Source organism: Micromonospora sp. NPDC005305 (genome assembly GCF_040607315.1).
In the GTDB taxonomy this organism is placed as follows: domain Bacteria; phylum Actinomycetota; class Actinomycetes; order Mycobacteriales; family Micromonosporaceae; genus Micromonospora.
The window spans coordinates 109241-127122 of sequence record NZ_JBEXGL010000014.1 but is presented as its reverse complement, the minus strand read 5'-3'; the positions used below and the strand labels follow the sequence as shown (position 1 = coordinate 127122).

At 69.2% G+C, this 17882-nt stretch carries 16 protein-coding genes; 10 read left to right on the top strand and 6 right to left on the bottom strand.

The window, feature by feature from the left end; translation table 11 throughout:
- Positions 1-102 precede the first annotated feature (102 nt).
- Positions 103-1271, bottom strand: a protein-coding gene (locus tag ABZS80_RS22940; protein WP_355058811.1) for an IS3 family transposase whose coding sequence is annotated in 2 segments (ribosomal slippage) — positions 103-984 and positions 987-1271 — 1167 coding nt in all. Because the reading frame shifts where the segments join, the coding sequence is not laid out codon by codon here.
- Between the two features lie 263 nt (positions 1272-1534).
- Here ABZS80_RS22940 and ABZS80_RS22935 point away from each other — a divergent pair.
- The gene (locus ABZS80_RS22935; RefSeq protein WP_355058809.1) at positions 1535-2278 is read left to right on the top strand and encodes a DUF4396 domain-containing protein; all 744 of its coding nucleotides are present in this window, start codon (positions 1535-1537) and stop codon (positions 2276-2278) included.
- A gap of 236 nt (positions 2279-2514) precedes the next feature.
- On the opposite strand, the gene ABZS80_RS22930 is transcribed toward ABZS80_RS22935, so the two are convergent.
- Positions 2515-2679, bottom strand: a complete 165-nt coding sequence (locus ABZS80_RS22930) for a hypothetical protein (RefSeq protein ID WP_355058807.1) — start codon at positions 2677-2679, stop codon at positions 2515-2517.
- A gap of 283 nt (positions 2680-2962) precedes the next feature.
- Here ABZS80_RS22930 and ABZS80_RS22925 point away from each other — a divergent pair, with 283 nt between their 5' ends.
- Positions 2963-3325 carry a metalloregulator ArsR/SmtB family transcription factor gene (locus ABZS80_RS22925; RefSeq protein WP_355058805.1) on the top strand — a complete coding sequence of 121 codons (363 nt, stop codon included), beginning with the start codon at positions 2963-2965 and terminating at the stop codon, positions 3323-3325.
- 511 nt (positions 3326-3836) lie between these two features.
- On the opposite strand, the gene ABZS80_RS22920 is transcribed toward ABZS80_RS22925, so the two are convergent.
- Positions 3837-4760 carry an EamA family transporter gene (locus ABZS80_RS22920; RefSeq protein WP_355058803.1) on the bottom strand — a complete coding sequence of 308 codons (924 nt, stop codon included), beginning with the start codon at positions 4758-4760 and terminating at the stop codon, positions 3837-3839.
- A gap of 72 nt (positions 4761-4832) precedes the next feature.
- Between ABZS80_RS22920 and ABZS80_RS22915 the strand changes: the two genes are divergently transcribed.
- On the top strand, positions 4833-5738 hold the full coding sequence (locus tag ABZS80_RS22915) for a LysR family transcriptional regulator (RefSeq protein ID WP_355058801.1): 906 nt from the start codon (positions 4833-4835) through the stop codon (positions 5736-5738).
- Positions 5739-5788: 50 nt separating this feature from the next.
- Positions 5789-6160, top strand: coding sequence for a VOC family protein (locus ABZS80_RS22910; RefSeq protein WP_355058800.1), 372 nt, complete (start codon positions 5789-5791; stop codon positions 6158-6160).
- 263 nt (positions 6161-6423) lie between these two features.
- Here ABZS80_RS22910 and ABZS80_RS22905 read toward each other — a convergent pair whose 3' ends face one another.
- Positions 6424-8595, bottom strand: a complete 2172-nt coding sequence (locus tag ABZS80_RS22905) for a UvrD-helicase domain-containing protein (protein WP_355058798.1) — start codon at positions 8593-8595, stop codon at positions 6424-6426.
- Positions 8596-9061: 466 nt separating this feature from the next.
- Entirely contained in the window at positions 9062-11095 is a 2034-nt protein-coding gene (locus tag ABZS80_RS22900) for a hypothetical protein (protein ID WP_355058796.1), read from the bottom strand.
- Between the two features lie 348 nt (positions 11096-11443).
- On the opposite strand from ABZS80_RS22900, the gene ABZS80_RS22895 reads away from it, so the two are divergent.
- Positions 11444-13423 (top strand): acyl-CoA dehydrogenase, encoded by a 1980-nt coding sequence (locus ABZS80_RS22895; RefSeq protein ID WP_355058794.1) that lies wholly within the window; start codon positions 11444-11446, stop codon positions 13421-13423.
- Between the two features lie 11 nt (positions 13424-13434).
- On the opposite strand, the gene ABZS80_RS22890 is transcribed toward ABZS80_RS22895, so the two are convergent.
- Complete coding sequence (locus ABZS80_RS22890) at positions 13435-14613, bottom strand: hypothetical protein (protein ID WP_355058793.1); 1179 nt, start codon at positions 14611-14613, stop codon at positions 13435-13437.
- Between the two features lie 104 nt (positions 14614-14717).
- On the opposite strand from ABZS80_RS22890, the gene ABZS80_RS22885 reads away from it, so the two are divergent.
- From ABZS80_RS22885 to ABZS80_RS22865, 5 genes are all read left to right on the top strand, one after another.
- Positions 14718-15674 carry a sulfotransferase gene (locus ABZS80_RS22885; protein WP_355058791.1) on the top strand — a complete coding sequence of 319 codons (957 nt, stop codon included), beginning with the start codon at positions 14718-14720 and terminating at the stop codon, positions 15672-15674.
- A 66-nt stretch (positions 15675-15740) separates the two neighbouring features.
- The gene (locus ABZS80_RS22880) at positions 15741-16190 is read left to right on the top strand and encodes an AAA family ATPase (protein WP_355058789.1); all 450 of its coding nucleotides are present in this window, start codon (positions 15741-15743) and stop codon (positions 16188-16190) included.
- Positions 16191-16361: 171 nt separating this feature from the next.
- Positions 16362-16817 carry a GNAT family N-acetyltransferase gene (locus ABZS80_RS22875; RefSeq protein ID WP_355058788.1) on the top strand — a complete coding sequence of 152 codons (456 nt, stop codon included), beginning with the start codon at positions 16362-16364 and terminating at the stop codon, positions 16815-16817.
- A 212-nt stretch (positions 16818-17029) separates the two neighbouring features.
- Positions 17030-17401: a hypothetical protein gene (locus tag ABZS80_RS22870; protein WP_355058786.1), complete on the top strand. Its 372-nt coding sequence runs from the start codon at positions 17030-17032 to the stop codon at positions 17399-17401.
- A gap of 139 nt (positions 17402-17540) precedes the next feature.
- Positions 17541-17735, top strand: a complete 195-nt coding sequence (locus ABZS80_RS22865; protein ID WP_355058785.1) for a helix-hairpin-helix domain-containing protein — start codon at positions 17541-17543, stop codon at positions 17733-17735.
- Positions 17736-17882 lie beyond the last annotated feature (147 nt).

Below are 17882 nucleotides of genomic sequence, written 5' to 3'. Positions count from 1 at the left end.
GGGCGGTGAAGGGGCAGGTCGGTCACGTCACCGGCACGGTGGATCCACGCGTCGCAGGCGCAGGCAAGTTGGGTCTGCTGCACCGATAGGTGACAGTTTCAGTCACGCGGCCTGACTGGCCGGTGGGGTCATGATGATCTCGTACTCGATTGGGGTCAACCGGGACAGGGATCGCTGCCGTCGGCGGCGGTGGTAGGTCCGTTCGATCCAGGTCACGATCGCGGTCCTTAGCTGCTGGCGGGTGGTCCAGGTCCGCCGGTCGAGGACGTTGTTCTGCAGCAGGCCGAAGAACGATTCCATGGCGGCGTTGTCGCCGGCGGCACCGACTCTGCCCATCGATCCGATCATGTGATGCTGGTGCAGGGCGCGGATGAGCTTCCGGCTGCGAAACTGCGATCCGCGGTCGGTGTGTAGCACGCAGCCGGCCACTGGGCCGCGTCGGGCTACGGCGTTGTGCAACGCGTTGACGGCCAGCCGGGACTTCATCCGTGAGTCGATGGAGTAGCCGACGATCCGGTTCGACCACACGTCCTTGATCGCGCACAGGTAGAGCTTGCCCTCGCCGGTGCGGTGTTCGGTGATGTCGGCCAGCCACAGCCGGTTCGGGCCGTCGGCGGTGAAGTCTCGTTTCACGAGGTCGTCATGCACCGGCGGACCGACCTTGCCACCCTTGCCGCGCTTCTTGCGCTTGCCGAAGGCGCTCCACCAGCCGTTATCCGAGCAGATCTTCCATGCGGTGCGATCAGCCATCGCCTGGCCAGCGGTGCGGGCCTCATCGACCAGGAACCGGTACCCGAACTCCGGATCGTCTCGGTGGGCATCCACCAGGGCGTTCGCGCGGTAAGCGGCGACGAGTTCGGCGTCGCCGACAGGCCGGGCGAGCCACCGGTAGTAGGGCTGACGAGCGATGTTCAACACCCGGCACGTCACCGCCACGGGGATACCGTCGGCGGCCAGCTCGCTCACGAGCGGGTAGAGCCTTTTCCCGGCAGATTCGCCTGCGACAGATACGCCGCCGCCCTGCGCAGGACCTCGTTCTCCTGCTCCAGCAGCTTGATCCGCTTGCGGGCCTCCCGTAGCTCGGCTGACTCACTGCCACTGACGCCGGCTTTGGTTCCAGCGTCAACCTCAGCCTGGCGCAACCACTTGAACAACGTCATCGGGTGGACTCCGAAGTCCTTCGCGACCTGCTCGACCGTCACGCCCGGGTCACGGTCACGAGCCACCCGCACGACGTCATCGCGGAACTCACGTGGGTAGGGCTTGGGCACAGCGACATCCTTCCAGCCCGCCACCAGGGCAAGCCATCTCAGATGTCACCTATCGGTGCAGCAGACCCGTTCCCGATCGTCTTCGGTTCCATCTGTCATCGCTCTTGGTTGGCCCGTGACGTGGTGCGGCCATCCCGGCCGCGCACCCCCGCGAATGAAGGTTCGGCAAAGGAGTATGGCCGAGACAGCCACGCACTAGCGTGAGCGCCGACGGTAGGAACGGATGCTCCCCGGCCGGCTCGTCGGAGTGTCCAAGGACGCCGATGGCAACCTGGCATCGCATTGAGCGTCGTGAGAGGGAGACGGTTCTGCAACCAACATGGCTCGTGGTGCTCTCGTGGGCCGTGCTCTCTGTGGGCCTTGCCAGCACCGCCATCATCCTCATTGACCACTTTGTTCTTCGATATCGTCAGCCGGTCAAGGTCATGGAGATTGTCTGGCCGGCAACCGCACTCTATTTTGGCCCAGCAGCCGTCCTGGCCTACCAACAGTGGGGTAGACCCCAGTCTCCGCGGTGGCTGGAGCGGCACCGCACCCCGCCCAGGCGGCCGCGACTTGCTGTCACGATAATTGAAACCTTACATTGTGCGACGCACTGCGTTCTAGGTGCCATCATTGCCACTTTCGTCGTCTTCGGCTTGAGCCTCGAGCTATTCGACAAAAGATTGTGGCCTGAGTTCATCGGCGACTATGTAGCCGCAGTGGTGGTAGGCCTCTTGTTCCGCTACTTCGCTGAGGCTGAGGCGGGTGGCCGAAGAGCGTGGGCCGCGATGCGGAGATTCATCAGGGGAGATTTGCTGAGCGTGTCCGTCTTCGAGTTCGCCCTGTTGGGTTGGTTGGCGCTAATGGAGTTGACGGTTTTCCACGAGACGCTGCAGCCTAGTAGTCCGGTGTTCTGGCTCATTGTCCAGATTGGGTCGATCATCGGCTTCTTCGCCGCTTGGCCGCCAACCCTGTGGCTGATTCGCCGCGGCGCCAAAGCGGAACTGCTGGGCAAGCCGCAGTAGGTGGCGCTGCGCGAGCGCCCGCGGCGAGATGCTCGGTTCTTGTTCGCCGGGCGATCGGACGTCATTGGCTCCTCACGCGACCGGGCCGGAACGTCGGATGAGCAGCTACTGATGCTCACCGGCTCCGGGTCCGGGTGGTGGCGCCGCTCCGCCAGCCCTGAGCGAGGAGTTCGAGGTCGCCAGCAGGCAGACCGGACGGCGGCCATCTTAGTCCGATGACAGGGCCGGGTATCAACTCAGACGGGAGGCGCCGTCGTGGGCATGGCACGTTCGGCGAGCTTGAGTCGCGTCCAGATGTTCATATTGATCACAACGGCCACGATCTCCAGGATCTCGTCCTCCGTGAAGTGCGTGGCCATCCCGTCGTGTGCCTCCTGGACGTTCTGGATCCTGGTATCCAAGAGATGACCTCCTGTAGGTCACAACGACAACACCGGTGGTGGGGACGTCCACGTCGATGGACAGCCGTATCGGGATTCCCAGCAGCCTTGATAGGCGGGCATAGGTCATGTACCGCGTCTTTCAGGCACGCAAGCGCGGGGATTCGCCGGCATGACCCGCGGCAAACGGGCACGCCCTCAAGCCCGCTCGGCCGCAGGGCCAGCGCGCCGCCCCGGCGGCCGTCCGTGGCCTGGTACTGGGTTCCGCCAGCCTCTTGGTGCTGTTGATGCAACGATGCATGACGTGAGAACCCCGAAAACCGCTGCACCTGCAGTCTCGCCGCTTGCCGGCGAGCCGATCAAGCGTGCCGATGCCGAACGACTCGCGGGAGTGCTGAAAGCCGTCGCCGACCCGGCCCGGCTGCGACTGCTCAGCCTGATCCAGTCCGCTCCCGAGGGCGAGGCGTCCGTCAGCGACCTCACCACGCCGCTCGGCCTCTCCCAGCCGACCGTCAGCCATCACCTTCGGATCCTCACCGAGGCCGGGCTGCTCGAACGGGAAAAGCGCGGCGTCTGGGCCTATTACCGCCTGGTGCCGTCCGCGATCGCGGCGATCGCCGAGCTGTTGACACCGCCCCGCAAGCGGGCGACCAGGAAGACCCGCTAAGCGCCACGGTGACGGCGCTGGCGCCGGCCCCGCCGGCCATGGCGTCCGCTCTGGTCGTGGCCGGTCTGACCGCTGAAAAGATCTGGCAGCACTCCCGCTTCGGCAACCCACCGCCGAGCGGCGACCTCGGGGGCTATGAGCGCGCGTACTCCAGGGGCGTCAGGAGCCGCAGGTGTTCAACATGCTTTGCAGGGCGGACGATGGTGCCCGCCTGGAACTCGCGAGGTTCGTGCGGCCCGATTCCGTGCCGGGCTCGCCGCCGCGATGGCCAACAAGCTGGGGTTGCGAAACGTGTCCTTCGAGCTCAACGACTTGCAGGCCGCTGTCGATTGGGCAGCGAGCGAGGGCTACGGACTGGTCGGTGGCATCGGCGAGTACGAGGGTGCTTGGCGATGGCCTACGTCCGAGGGCCCGAAGGGATCGCCGTCTCGCTGGCCGAGCCCATCGGCTGAACTCGCAACGCGAGCCGGGAGGTAAGAGACTCCTCCCGGCTACTCGACCTGGCCGCGGACTAGGCAGGCGCGGCCGGGGCGTACTCGGGGTCGCGGCCCTCGCTCGCAGCCGAGGCGTTGCCGCGGTCCGCCGTGGAACGCCGGACCACCAGCGCCAGCCCGGCGAGGATGGTGGCGCCCGCGGCCAGCTCCATCGGGCCGACGGGCTCGTCGAGCAGCAGCCACGCCGCGCTGAGCCCGAAGATCGGCACCAGGAGGCTGAACGGCGCCACCCGCGCGATCGAGTACCGGGCGATCAGCCGGTTCCAGATGCCGAAGCCGACGAGGGTCGACACGTACGCGACGTACGCGACGGCGAGCAGCCCGTGCCATGACAGGCCGGTGATCGCTTCCAGCACCGCCTGTGGGCCGTCGACCACGCCGGCCAGGCCGAGCAGCGGCAACGGTGGCACCAGGCTCGACCAGACCAGCAGCGAGAGCGGTCGCGTCTCGCCGCTGGCTCGCATGACCAGATTTGCCACGGCCCAGCTGGCCGCCGCGAACAGCGTCAGCACGAAGCCGATCACCGTGGCGTGGCCGCCGCTGTCGATCGCCAGCACGCCGATCCCGACCGATCCGACCAGTACGCCGGCCACCTGCGCCCGCCCCGGCCGCTCGCCCAGCACCGCCGCCGCCAGCAGTACCGACATCAGCGCCTGCGCCTGCAGCACCAGCGAGGCCAGACCGGCCGACATGCCAGCGGCGAGCGCCGTGAACAGCGCGCCGAACTTCAGGACGCCGAGCACCAGCCCGTAGGCGACCACATAGCGGAGCCGGGCGGTGGGGCGCGGCACCAGGAAGACCAACGGCAGGGTCGCCGCGACGAAGCGCAGCGCGGTCAGCACGAGCGGCGGCAGGTCGCGCAGGCCCAGCTCGATGGCGACGAAGTTGACGCCCCAGATGGCGGCAACGAGCACGGCGAGAAGTCGGTGCGATGCTTTCATGCCGGCTACGCTGCCGGAGCGAACGCTTAAGGACCAGTTCAAAGTTCTTCATCGCTGCTGTAGCTTGCCTACATGGACCTTGATGTTCGCCGGCTCCGGGTGCTGCATGAGGTCGCACTGCGCGGCAGCGTCACCGCCGCCGCCGCGGCGCTGCACGTGACGCCGTCGGCGGTCTCCCAGCAGCTCGTCCAGCTGTCCCGAGAGTCCGGGCACGAGTTGGTCGAGCGGGCCGGGCGCGGCATCGTGCTCACACCGGCTGGCGAGGTGCTGGCCAGCCACGCGAGGACCGTGCTGGGGGCCGTGGAACAGGCGGTGGCCGGGCTCGCGGCGATCCGTCACGGGGTCATCGGCACGGTGCGGGTCGGCGCGTTCGCGTCGGCGGCCGGCGCGCTGGTGGCCCCCGCCGCCGCCCGCGCGCGGGCGAAGCACCCGGAGCTGGACGTGCGGGTGGTCGAGGCCGAAGACCAGCAGAGCCGCCTCGACCTACGCTCCGGCACCCTCGACGTGGTGGTGCTGCAGGAGTACGACCACGTGCCCGCGCCGCTGGTCGACGACCTGGACCGGCACCCGGTCACCACCGACCCGATGCACCTGATAACCCCGGTCGGATGGCGCCGTCGCACCGGCCGGCTGAGCGAGCTGCGCGATGTGCCATGGATCGCCAGCGCCGAGCACACGCCGTGCCTGCGGTCCACACTGCACGCCTGCCGGCTCGCCGGCTTCGAGCCGGACATCCGGCACCGTTGCGTCGACTTCGCGCTCACGCTGGACCTCGTCGCGGCCGGGCTGGGCGCCGCGCTGGTGCCGGAGCTGGCGCTGCGACACGTGCCACCCGGGGTGCACGTGGAGCCGCTGGTCGAGCCGGTCACCGAGCGGCGCATCTTCGCGGTCACCCGCGCCCTCGGCGGCACGGCGCAACGGCCCGCCGTGGACGCCTTCCTGGCCGAGCTGAGCGGCCCGACCGAAGCCCGGACCTGAGCCGAGTGGTGTGGTGAGCCCGAATGTCAACCACGTCCTACGGTGGGGCCATGGACTGGAAGATTGAACTCATCCCCGTTCCGGTGACCGATGTCGACCGGGCCAAGGCGTTCTACCAGAAGGTGGGCTTCAACCCCGACCACGATCACACGGTGCACGAGGGCCTGCGCTTCGTCCAGCTGACACCACCCGGCTCCGCCTGCTCCATCGTGATCGGCCAGGGCATCACCGACAAGACCCCCGGCACGCAGGAAATCCAGGTTGTGGTCGCCGACGCCGAGGCGGCGCGCCGGCAACTGCTCGACGCCGGCGTCGAGGCCAGCGAGGTCGACGTGCAGCCATGGGGCAACTTCGTCTACTTCGGCGACCCGGACGGCAACAAATGGTCGCTGCAGGCGATCGAGTCACGCCCCAACGGCTGACCGACGGTCCACAACAGCCCCCGGCAGTGCACTGATTTGCCCCTGTCGCTTGATCATGACGGTCGGAGGATCCCGGATAGACGACCTGGCTCGTGGAGATCATCGAGCTCCGGGATCGGTCCCCGGCTGGACGCGGCTGTCAGTCAGTCACTGCCAGTACCACGTGTCCACTGTGCCGGGCGCGTTAGGCATGGGGGTCTACATCCTCGGTGACGACCTGCTGCACCCCGGTGGGCCGAATCAATTCACCAGTGTGGCGATTGCTACGTGAGCACCATCTGTCCGAGTTCCTGGGTGCATCGGGTGAGCCCGACGTAGAGGCCGTTCCAGCCGCGCGGTTCAGCGGCGATGCCCTGTGGGTCGATGAGTAGCGTCGCGTCCCATTCCAGTCCCTTGGACTGAGCCGCGGTGAGCACCGGCACATCGCTCAGCACGGCCAGGAGTTCGGCGATGCGGTCGGCGGGGGCGATGACGCCGACCGTACCGCCATGCCACCGTTGCTGCAGCTGTCGCACAGCTTGGGCGGCGGCGCCGGCAAGCTCGGCGGGCGTGATCGTGTGCACCCAGGGGGCGATGCCGGAGGAGCGTACCGCCCGTGGTGGCGCGTTGTGGCTGCCAGCCTTTTTCAGGACGGGTTCGGTGAGGGCCATAACCTCGCGCGGGGTCCGGTAGCAGATGGTCAGTTCCGCAGCGGCCCAGCGGTCTCCGAAAACAGCCTGCACCGCTTGTGCCCAGCTGGTGTGCCGATGTGCTGCCTCCGCCTGATCGATGTCGCCGACCGCGGTGATGGAGCGACTGGGACAACGCCGTAGGACCATTTGCCACTGCATCTCGGACAACTCTTGCGCCTCGTCGATGACGACGTGGCCGTACACCCAGTCGCGCTGCCGGCGAGCATGGTCGGCGACGAACTCGCCCTGCGGTTGCGGGGCCTCGACCTCGCCTAGGAGGTCGGCGAGGGCGTCGAGCAGGGGGATGTCACTCGATGCCCACTGTGCGGGCTCGGCCGAGACTGCGGTGATCTCCTCCATGGACAACTGCGGGGCAAACCGGGCCAGCAGGGCGCGGTCGCTCAGAAGACCACACAGTAGGGTTTCGGCGTCGAGGGTGGGCCACCATGCCTCGATGAACCGAGCGATGGTGGCGTTCTCCGCAATACGATCGCGAAGGCCCTCTATTTCTTCCTCGGAGAGCAACCCGTCGACGTCACTGCCGGTGGGGCTCCTGCCAACATGGTGGTCATGCTGCATCCCCCGGTCGACGCGGGCGAGGATCTCCTCGAAGCCCTCCTCCATCTCGTTCATCAGCGCCTCGCGCTGCTCGACGACAGCGTCGGCAAGGAGGTGGTGCAGCTGCTCGGCGAACGCCGTACGGGCGCGGTGGTACGGGCGTCCCTGCACCGCCGAGGCGAGCGCCTGTGCCACTGTTTCGGCTGTGATGAGGTAGAACTCGCCCTCCCAGCGCAGCTCCAGCTCACGGGGCCGCGGGAGCAGCGACGTGACGTAGTTTTCGAGCGCGGGTTGCCAGAGGGCGCGGCCCTTGATTTCGGCGAGAAGCCGGCTCTCGTCGCGGCCGACGCGGATCTCGGGCAGCAGAGTGTCACAGGTCGCCGAGACGACTGCGGTCTCACCGAGCGCGGGCAGCACCTGGGCGATGAATTGGAGGAACCGCGGCGAGGGGCCGAGGACCAGGACCGCTTGGTCGGCCATCTTCGGCTGGGCGAACAGCAGGTAGGCGACACGGTGCAGGGCAACCACGGTCTTGCCCGTGCCGGGACCGCCCTGAACGATCAGCGGGCCGGTCGCCTCGGCCCGGATGATGTCATCCTGTTCGCGTTGCAGGGTGGCGATCGCCGTCGACATGCGACCGGTGCGCCGCTGGTCCAGGGCGGCCAGTAGGGCGCCTTCACCGACGAGTTCGGCCGTTATGGTCCCGTCCAGTGGCTCGTCGTCCACGCCGACGACGGCCGATCCCGTCGTGCGTATGTGACGGCGCCGTGCCTGACCTTGTGGGTCGACAGCCGTCGCGGTGTAAAACGGCCGAGCTGCGGGAGCCCGCCAGTCCAGCAGCAGCGGCTCACTGTCCTCGCCGTCGTTGCGCAGACCGACACGGCCTACGTGTCGCACGGTGCCATCAAGGCCGTCGAGTCGGCCGAAGACGAGCCCTTCCCGTGCTCGCCGTAGCTCCTCGTACTGCTGGCGGAGCATGCGCTGCCGCGCCCGTTCCAACGCGTCCAGGGGGTCTGACGAAAGCTCGGCCTGCAGGTGGTCGACAAGGGTGTCGCGCCGGGCCGTGGCCAGGTCGAGAAACTCTTGTTCCTCGGCGACCGCGGATCGGCGCGCGACGCCCTCTGCGGTAGAGGTTGGCGGTTCGCCGTTTGGTGTCATTTCGCTGGCGCCAGCAGTGCCGTTGTTCCGAGCGAAATTCCGGCGCATTCGCAAATCCTTGCATTGGTGCTTTCCCTCGGCCCGGATGAGCCGCAGGCATTCCGGCGGCAAGCATAGGGTTGGTTTCTCCTCGTCGACCAGGAATCCTGCCGGCGGAGATGGGAATCTCCATGCCTTGCAGTTCGAAGCCGTTTGTGGCCTCAAGCCAAATTGGTTAGTTGATCTTCATTCGTCCTGGTGAGGCGGGTATTTCGCCCGGGGCCTCAGGCGAACGTGCACGGACCTCCTAGGTAGACGGTGCGGCGGCGATCATCGACGGGCTACCCCCCGCGGCGACAGCGGCGACCAGCGCCCATACCGACAGCGAACGCCGCAGGGCCATCGGATCACCCGCAGCTCCGCACCCAGGAGGCGAGGAGCGATGGCGGCGCCGATCTGCCGAGAAGATGCTCAGAATCTGGGTCCGAGTGCGGACCGGGCATCATCCCGGAGTCCCCCGCGGTCACGGCCCCTTCTACGGGCAGGGTGTGCCCGCGCAGACGTCGACGACCTTGCCGGTGAGCAGGAACACCGCCTTCTGTCGCTGGGCCCCGGCCTGAGCGCGCGGGAACTCGTGCGGATCCTCCCCGTACTCCGGCCCGGCTGGGGCGAGGTTCGTCGGCGGAGGCGCGTACGCCGTGCCGCTGTTCCAGATCACGATCGCCGACCCCACGTACGGGTACCTGCGGATCGGCGCGATGCCCCAGTACGGCCGCACGTCCGCCGACCAGCCGTCGGCGAGCGCGGGCGTGTGGATGCGGGCACCGATCGTGCGCGCCTGCACCTCGGCCGCGGCGGGCGAGACCTGGTGGTCGCCGAAGGCCACGTGCATCAGCACCTGGTGCGCCGGGGTGCCCGGCAGCGGGCGGTCGGTCATGTGCTGGGCGTACCCGTTGGCCTCGGAGCGGTCCCACAGCATCTGGAGCAGCGCGAGGATCAACTGCTGGTCGACCTTGTCCGGGTAGGAGCCGTCCATGACCTGCTGGAACGGGGCGAAGTCCACGCTCCGTTGCAGCAGCGTCGAGTAGTTCATGGCCGGCACGCCGAGCACCGACCGGGTCCAGTCCTGGGCGATGGCGGTGAGCGCGCCGCCGTTGATGCCGCCCTGGCTGTTGCCGTCGTAGTGCAGCCCGCCGGCCACGTTGATCAGCGGCCGCGCGGCGGCGTCCCGGAACGCCGGATGGGCGGCGAACCCGCCCGGGTGGATCATCGCGCGGCCCAGGAAGAGGAAGTTCAGGAAGCTCTGCTGCAACCGGTCCACCACGGCGGGGAAGGCACTCAGGTCGGTGAAGGCGCCGGCCACGTAGGGGACGTCGGCCGCGGCCATGCCGATCCAACTGGTCGCGCAGAAGGTGAAGTCGTACGTGTTCGACATCGTCTTGACGTTGCCGGCGTTGATCTCGGTGGGCCGGCCGAGCAGGCCGTGGCCGTAGAGCGAGAGGTGCGCCGGTTTCGCGGCGGAGGCGCTGCGCGGGATGTTGCAGACGAAGTCCGCCGCCACCGTCCTGCCGGACGGCGTGGGCAGGGCGTTCGGTGAGGGTGGCGTACCGTCGCCGGCAGCCGGTCCGTAGTGCAGCCGGGAGCCGGGCCCGCCGTCGCCGGTCAGGTAGGACGGTACGTCGATGGTCCCGGTCACCTGCCGGGCGATCAGCGGCTCCTGCTCCGGCGGGTAGTCGGTCACCTGGGTGACGGTGAACGACGGTGCGGCCCGGCGGAGGGCGGCGAACGCGCTGTCACGGACCGCCAGGATCCGCCCGGTCAGCCCGTGCCGGCTGGCCACCGTGAAGTCCCAGGCCAGGTAGAGGCTGCGCCGCTTGACGCCGGTCCGGCTCAGGTCGGCGAGGATCCGCTTCATCTGCGCGGCGCGACCGTCCCGGTGGCCGAGGCCAGCGCCGGTCACGTACGCGCGGAACGCCTTCGGCGCCGGGATCGTCGCCCCCGCGCCGTCGCGCATGCCGCGCAGGCCCACGACGTACCGGGTGCCCTCGGTCAGCGCGACCGCCGGCCGGATGATCAGCAGTTGCCGGTCGGGCTGGCCGGCGGCGTGCGCGTCCAGCTCGGCCCAGTACGGGGTGCGCTCGCCGGTCCGGGCGTTGAGCAGCACGATCGGCGCGTCCGGTGCCAGCGAGCGGCCGATGTCGGTGACCGGCGCGATACCGGTCCCGGCGGCGTCGAGGCCGGGCACGCGCACCAGGATCGGCGAGCCGGGGCTGAACCCGTCCTGCCGGTTCCACTCCGCCGGGTCGATCGGCGCCCCCTGAACGTTGGCGGGCATCGCCGAGGTCGCGAACCGCACCCGCTTGCCGGTGGGGCTGGTCCGGTCCGGCACGGTGAAGTAGTCGTTCGGGAACGGCAGCAGGCAGGCCGTCGGGTCGATGGGGTCGCACGTCCGGTCTCCGGCCGGCGGCGGAGTCGCCGCCGGCGCCGCGGCGGCGGCGGTGCCGAGCAGCATGGTGCCCGCGGTCACCAGCACGGACACGGCGAGACGGAGCCGTCGGAGTGTGCTCACGCGCTCCTCCTTCGACACTGGACGGTGCGTCGACGTGGCGGTCCACGGGTGGTGTTCTTCCTACGCTCGTGAATCGATCTCGGCAAGGTCCCGGTGACCGGGCATCCGCCGCTCCGGAGTCGCCGACCGGGGCTCCCGCCGACGTTCGACCTGTTCGCCGCCAGCGCCGACGACGACCGGCATGATCGTCGCCCGCTACCATCCGGGCCGCCGGAGGGATGGCGCGCGCGGCGGGAGTTGCGAGGGTGTCCGGTCTCACCGCGGCGTGGCCCGGCGGGCCACGCAACCGGCCGGTAACCTTGATCGAGTACAGACTGTACCCATATGTCCGTCAGCGGAGGCGTGCCCATGTCCGATCACATCGACCTCGCTCGCCTGCGGGAGGTGCTCGACGGGCCGTGGGCCGACGTCCGCAACGCGATCCGGGACCACCTCGGCGCGCGCTTCCTCCCGGTCTACGGCGAGACCGGCGACCAGGCCCGTGCGCGGATCACCCGGTTGCTCACCGAACTCCCCACCGAGCTGGGGATCGCGTCGGCCTTCCCGACCGAGTACGGCGGCAGGAACGACGTGGGAGGCTCGATCGTCGCCACCGAGATGCTGGCGCAGGTCGACCTGTCGCTGATGGTCAAGGCGGGCGTGCAGTGGGGCCTGTTCGGCGGCGCGGTCAGCGCCCTCGGCACGAAACGGCACCACGACGCGTACCTGCGGGACATCATCTCCGGCAGGATCTTCGGTTGCTTCGCGATGACCGAGACCGGTCACGGCTCCGACGTCCAGCAACTGCGCACCACCTGCACGTACGACCCGCACACGCAGACCTTCGACCTGCACACCCCGCACGAGGCCGCCCGCAAGGACTACATCGGCAACGCGGCGCGCGACGGGCGGATGGCGGTGGTCTTCGCACAGCTGGTCACCAACGGGCGGCGGCACGGCGTCCACGCGTGGCTGGTCCCGATCCGCGACGCGCAGGGCAAGCCCCTGCCCGGCGTGACCATCGGCGACGCGGGCGCCAAGGCCGGCCTGCTCGGCGTGGACAACGGGCGGCTCAGCTTCGACCACGTGACGGTGCCGCGGGACATGCTGCTGGACCGGTACGGTCAGGTCGCGCCGGACGGCACGTACTCCAGCCCGATCGAGAACGACTCCCGCCGTTTCTTCACCATGCTCGGCACCCTGGTGCGCGGCCGGGTGAGCGTGGGCGGCGCCGCGTCGGCGGCCACCAAGTCGGCGCTGGCCATCGCCGTGCGCTACGGCGACATCCGCCGGCAGTTCGGCACGCCCGACGCGGATCGGGAGGTGCTGCTCAACGACTACCTGGCCCACCAGCGCAAGCTGCTGCCCGCCCTGGCCACCACGTACGCGTTGCACTTCGCCCAGACCGAGCTGGTCGCCGCGCTGCACGAGGTGCAGGGCGGCGACGGCCCGGTCGACGAGCACCGGCAGCGGGAGCTGGAGTCCCGGGCCGCCGGCCTCAAGGCCGCGCAGACCTGGCACGCCACCCGCACCATCCAGATGTGCCGGGAGGCGTGCGGCGGCGCCGGCTACCTGGCCGAGAACCGGCTACCGAGCCTCAAGGCCGACACCGACGTCTTCACCACGTTCGAGGGCGACAACACGGTGCTGCTGCAACTCGTGGCCAAGGGCCTGCTCACCGGCTACCGCGACGCGTTCGGTTCGCTGGACGGCTGGGGGCGCGCCTCCTTCGTCGCCGAACACGTCCGCGAGATGGTGCTCGAACGCACCGCCGCCCGGTCGCTCATCGAGCGGCTGATCAGCGCCGTGCCTGGCCGCGACGAGGAGGTCGCCGTCACCGACCGCGGCTGGCAGCTCAAGGTCTTCGAGGACCGCGAGCGGCACCTGCTCGACGGCGCGGTCCGCCGCCTCCGCAACGGCGCGGCCACGAAGAAGGACCACCCCTTCGACATCTTCAACGACGTCCAGGACCATGTCCTCGCCGTCGCGGCCGCGCACATCGACCGGGTCACCCTGGAGGCGTTCGTCGCCGGCATCGAGGACACCGCCGACCCGTCGGTCCGGGCGCTGCTCTCTCGGGTCTGTGACCTGTACGCGCTCAGCGTCATCGAGGCCAACAAGGGCTGGCTGCTGGAGCACGGCCGACTCACGCCGGCCCGCTCGAAGGCGATCACCGGAGTCGTGAACGGCCTGCTCAAGGAGCTGCGCCCGCACATGCGGACGCTGGTGGACGGCTTCGGCATCCCGGACGCGTGGCTGCACTGCGCCATCCTGCGCGAGGAACCTCTCCGGCAGGAGTCGATGGCCACCCACGACGCCGCCGGCGACCCGCAGACCGTCGGGGCCTGACGGCGCGTGGGTCAGGCGTCAGCCATCGGTGCCGGGGCGAACAGGCGCGGCACCGGGTCGGCGGCGCGGATCGCGACAACGACCTGGGTCAGCTGCGGGTAGCCGCCGCCGGCCGCCCCGATGAGGGCGTCCGCAGCAGCGTGGTTGCCGAGGTAGCACTCGGCGATGGCCGCCAGGAGGAACGCGACGTGGCACAGGTCCGGTGGGTCGACACCCGGCCGGACGTCGAGAAGCAGTGACCGCGCTTGCTCCGGCCGCTGGTTGAGCAGGTGCGCCAGGCCCATGGCGACACGAGCGGACAACCGGTGCGGCTGCGCGTGGACGGCCAGCTGGGCCAGTTCCGAGATCTCCACGACCTCCCGGTGGTCGACAGGTGCGCGGTTGACCACCGCGTCGTACAGGTACCACAGCCCGAACTGGACGGTCAGCGCCTGCCCGATGGCGGCCGCGGCCAGGGGATCGGTGCTGTCGGCGCGGGCCAGCGCCGCGAGCCGCTCGGCGTCGGCGATGTAATCCGCGGCCGACTGGGCGTACCCCGTGCTCCAGCGCCGTTCAAGGGCGGCGAGCGCCAGTAGCGGATCGGTGGTGTCGGCAACTGGACCTCCGAGATGATGGTCCGCCGGGGCCATCGCTCGCAATGTCCTGCGCACCTCGTCCTGGTAGTAGCCGGCCCGCAGCGCGGCGCGGGTGGCCGTTGGCGACGAGAGCCAGCGGAGCAGGTTGCGGCCGTCACTGCGGGGCGACGTGCCGGGAACGAGATTGACCACCCCGAGCAGCGCCCCGACGAGCGCTGCCCCGAGCAGTACGACTCGGGTCAACGCCGTGCTCGGCAACGTCGTTGCGGCACCGAGCACCGCCGCGGCGCACAGGTTCGCCATCGAGCCACCGAGGTAGAACAGCACCATCCGCAGCGGCAAGGCGGTCGCCGTCGGCGTCGGCCGGACCCACACTTCGCTCCGCCGGCCGGTGAAGGGTGCGATCCGGACCGCGACGACCGGGAGACGCAGCAGCTTCGCCGCGACGAGGTGCCCGCACTCGTGCAGGACGATGTGCACCCACAACGAGACGCAGGTGAACCCGACGGCCACGATCGCACCCGCCACGGACTCGGCGACGAACAGCGCGAACGCCACCGCCTCCAGCACCAGGAGGACGCACGCGACGACGAGCCGTCGGCGGGAGGAGATCACCGGAGGATGGTACGGCGGGACATGGCGTGCGGTCCGGCCCGTAGCAGCGGGTGAAGGGGCTAAATGGCTTGCACCTGTGCCGGGCCGAGCGTTGGCTGCTCGTCATGTCCTCCCCCACACCGATCTTCGTCGCGGGTACGGGTCGTTCGGGAACCTCACGGATCGCCGACATCATCGGCCAGCATCCGCTGATCCACCGGATTCCCATGGAGACCAAGTTCCTCATCGACCCGGGTGGCCTGCGGGACCTGGCCGACGCGCTCACCGATCGATACGACCCCACCGTCGGTGAGGACGCCCTGCACCGGCTCAGCGACTTCCTCACGGTGCGGGTGCCCGGCCGGCGCGACGATCGCGGCAAAACCGTTCCCGAACTCGTCGGCGAGCAGCGCTACCGGGACGCGGTGCAGCAGCTCTGGCCTCAGTTGATCACGCACACGTTCGACGAACCCGCGCCCGCGGAAGGCTTCGGGAACGCCGACCGGCCGGCCGGACCGTTCGCGCCGGCGAGCCGCCCGCGGGTGGTCCCCAGGTACTTCAGTGACCGGAGCGAACTGCTCGGCATCCTGCGGGGCCTGGTCGACACCCTGTTCGGCGGAGCGGCCGCCGACGCGGGCAAGCCGACCTGGTGCGAGAAGACACCGTTCAACCTGCTGTGCATGGACTTCCTCTGGGAGCTGGTCCCTGAAGCGACCATCGTGCACATCAAACGTCACCCGGTCTCGGTGCTCGCCTCCCACCTGGCCCAGCCATGGGCGCCGCCCACCGTCGACGGCGCGCTCGCGTACCTCAAGCCCATCTACCACCGATGGCTCACCTGGAAGAACACGGTCGACCTGACGGGCCGGCGATACATCGAGGTGAAGGCAGAAGATCTCGCCGCCGACTGGCCCGGGCAGCGCAAGGCCCTGTTCGAACGGCTCGGCGTCGACGACTTCGCCACCCCCTCGACGTTTCAGTCGCACAAGCTGGCGAACCGCAACAACCAGTTCGACGACGACACCCGCGAGTTCGTCAAGGAGTCGCTGGGCAAGATCATCCCGGCCATGGGATATGAGTGACGACTCCGGCTCTTCACCTTGACCACGCCGCGCCCCGTGCGCACCCGACCTACGTAGGGTCGAGGGGTGGCACGAGTGTTGGTGACGGGCATGTCGGGGACGGGAAAGACCACGCTGCTGACTGAGCTGTCCCGCCGCGGCTACGACACCATCGACACCGACTATGACGGTTGGAGCTTGCCGGACGGCGAGTGGGACGAACCACGGATGACAGCCCTGCTCGCAAACCGGCCCGAGGTCGTCGTATCGGGGACGGTGGCGAACCAGGGCCGCTTCTACGACCGTTTCGACCACGTGGTCCTGCTGAGTGCACCACTCGGCGTCCTGCTCGATCGGGTCACGGCGCGATCGACCAATCCGTACGGGAAGACCGCCGAGCATCGCGCCGAGATCGCGCGCTACGTGCGCGAGGTGGAGCCGTTGCTCCGGCGCGGCGCCACGTGTGAACTCGACGGCCAACGTCCAGTGGGAGAGCTGGCCGACATCATCGAGCAGTTGCTCGGTGCGGCACCCTGAACTGCCCGGCGGCGCCTGACCGGCTCTGGCCACCCGCGTCTGAACCAACCCGGAGCGGAGCCGGTAGTGGAGCATGTCGGCGTGCTTCGTTTACGCTCCGCGGATAACCGGGCAGCCGTCCACCGATTGGCGTGGGACCATCACGCTGTGCCTGGGTTGATCGTGCGGGACATGACGAGGAACGAGTTCGAGGAGTGGCGTGCCCGTACCATCCGGGCATACGCCGACGAGCAGGTAGCAGCCGGAAACTGGGCCGCGGACGAGGCCCTCAAGTTGGCCACCAAGGCACACAAGGTCCTGTTGCCGGATGGCTTTGCGACTGCCGGAATGCTGTTCCTGCGGGCCGTGCTTCCCGACGACAGCTATGTCGGCGTGTTGTGGCTGGGCCTGACGCATCCGCGCGGTGCGCCCGACTGCGCGTTCATCTACGACATCGAGATCGATGAGGCGTACCGCGGAGCCGGCTACGGACGCGCGCTCCTCGCTGCTGCCGAGGACTCGGTGCGATCTCGTGGCGTGGACCGCCTGGAGCTCAACGTCTTCCGCGACAACGCCCGGGCGATCCGGCTGTATGAGACGTCCGGCTATCGCGTCGTGACACAACAGATGCGCAAGTCGCTCACCTGACCACGAGTCTGAACTGCTGCCCCCGCGGGGCCCCGGCATGACTCCAATGCCGCTGGTCGTCGTCTGGAGCCGGCGCGGCAAGCGTCTCTGGACGCCGCATTAGCATCGATGCGGCGCGGGCGGGCCACTGCCCGACCCGAAGGGGGCCAGTGGCGGTGAGACGGATATCGCTTCGGCGGTGGGCCGGGGCGCCCGGGTGGGTTCGGGTTGTCGTGATCGCCGCCGCCTGCGTCCTCGCGTACGGAGGGATCGTGCACCTGGGCGATCTGCTCGGTGTTCGGCCGGGTGGTCCAAGGCCATCCACCCCCGTCTGGCTGATGGTGTACTTCACCTCGCTCACTGTGTTCGACCCGCTCGCGGCGCTGTTGCTGGCGATGCGCCGGATCGAAGGGCTGCTGCTCGGCTGTGCCTTGCTCGCCAGCGACGCGGCGGCGAACGGGTATGCCAACTACGTGCTGGACACCACGCCGGGGATCACGCCCGGCCGGATCGGGCAGGCGGTGGTCACGGCGCTCGCGGTCGCCCTGATCGCGGCGGCGCCCAAGGCCGCGCCCTGGCTGCATCCGCCGGGATGTGCCGGCTAGTGCATGACCATGAATGTTGGAGGGGTCGAGGTCAGGCTGCGCGGTGGCGGGCTGTCCCTCCATAGAGGTACGGCTCGCTCCATTCTCATCTGCCCGCGACGAGGGCATCGGCGTGGGATCGACGGTCTAGCATCGAGCGGTGGACCAGTCTCTTGACACCTTGCCGAAGATCGGCGCGCCGGCGACGCGGGCGCTGAACGCCGCCGGCTACACCGCGCTACGCCAGCTCGCGGGTGTGCCGCGCGCAGAGCTGGCCAGGTTGCACGGCATGGGTCCGAAGGCACTGAACATCATCGAGGCCGCCCTCGAACAGCACAATCTGCGGCTCACCTGACGCCGGCCGGACGCGCCACGTGGAACCGCCGAGACGCACACCTGCGGCGAGGGGCGCGACCGGCTACTGGCCGACCGTTTCGGGGCCCATGCCTGAACCAAGCCGGTAGTGGAGCAGGTCGGCAGCATGGGGCAGTCGGATCGGCGG